This window comes from Leptodesmis sp. (genome assembly GCF_052746595.1).
The window spans coordinates 1-1,104 of the sequence record NZ_JBRAGO010000145.1; the positions used below are offsets into that span (position 1 = coordinate 1).

Genomic DNA, 1,104 nt, shown 5'->3' on the forward strand with positions numbered 1-1,104 from the left:
GACTGAAGTCGCGGCTATATGGAGAAAACCTGCCAATGCAGGTTACTGAAAACCTGGATTGTATTGAGTCTGCGTTGGCAGACTGGGTGAGTGTAGTCGCGGTTTTAACCGCCAGATACTTATATGTTTTTGTTGAGTTTAGTTCAACGATCGCAAGCCCCCTCGATCGTTAATTAAATAACCTGTCATGATTTGACTCTCTGCAGGGGACGAACAACCGTTCGTCCCTACTTTGGTGCAAATTCGCTGAGTGCTCATCCCTAGGTTGTCTTTTTGCCTCTTCTGGATGTTCCAGATTTGGCGGTAGTTCTCGAATTAGTGGCAGACTTGTTTCGGGCAGCCGTGCTGCTAGATGTTTGTGATGGTCGTCCACTGGATGCTTGCTTCACTGTTGCGCCAGTATCTGCTTTAGTCTTAGCGGCTGTTGTAGTCTTATGGCCTCGCGAGGGTTTGCTGGTCGAGTCTGCAGTGGGGCTGGTTTTAGAAGGAGAAGTTTTTCCTGGGTTTGACCGGGGAGATTTTGCAGATTGATCGGCGACAGCAGGTTGCTCACTTTTGGTCTTTCTCCCCGAGCGCACCGGGGTCTTAGTCGCCGACTTTTCTTTACTGCTGTGTCACTTTCCAGAAGGTGCATAATTTTTCAGCGTGAAGGCACTGATATGAATTCCTACTTCAGCCAACATGGCCGCCAATTCTTGATAGGAATAGCCCTTGGCCAAAGCTGCCCGAATCGGTTCTTGCAGTTGCGCGATCGCTTCTTTCAGTGACAACTCCTCCTTAGGCTTCTCCGGCAAAGCCTGCAAAAAAGCGCCAGTCTGTTCCAGGGATGCGTGCTTAACTGATGCTGCTTTGGGTCGTTTGCTAGTTGCTGTTGCCATTTTTGAGCCCTAGGTAGTTGAGTTGTATCCATTAATTCTATGACTATATTCTCGATTTGATGCAACTTTTTAGAAGTAGGCGAGTGGGTAAACAGGTGAGTGAGTGGATGAGTAAGCCTTTTTTACCCACCCACCTACACCCTTACCCACCCACCCCCGGTTTCCCCCCACCATTTTGTTTTTTGAAATTTTTTTAAGGTTGGTTTTTTAACCTACACCCAAACGT

At 47.9% G+C, this 1,104-nt stretch carries 2 protein-coding genes; one reads left to right on the plus strand and one right to left on the minus strand.

Features of this window, described 5'->3' with window-relative positions; translation table 11 throughout:
* Window positions 1-273 precede the first annotated feature (273 nt).
* Window positions 274-531 carry a hypothetical protein gene (locus ACUVQO_RS21345; RefSeq protein ID WP_445927838.1) on the plus strand — a complete coding sequence of 86 codons (258 nt, stop codon included), beginning with the start codon at window positions 274-276 and terminating at the stop codon, window positions 529-531.
* 83 nt (window positions 532-614) lie between these two features.
* Here ACUVQO_RS21345 and ACUVQO_RS21350 read toward each other — a convergent pair whose 3' ends face one another.
* Window positions 615-878, minus strand: a complete 264-nt coding sequence (locus tag ACUVQO_RS21350; protein WP_445927839.1) for a hypothetical protein — start codon at window positions 876-878, stop codon at window positions 615-617.
* Window positions 879-1,104: the final 226 nt, after the last annotated feature.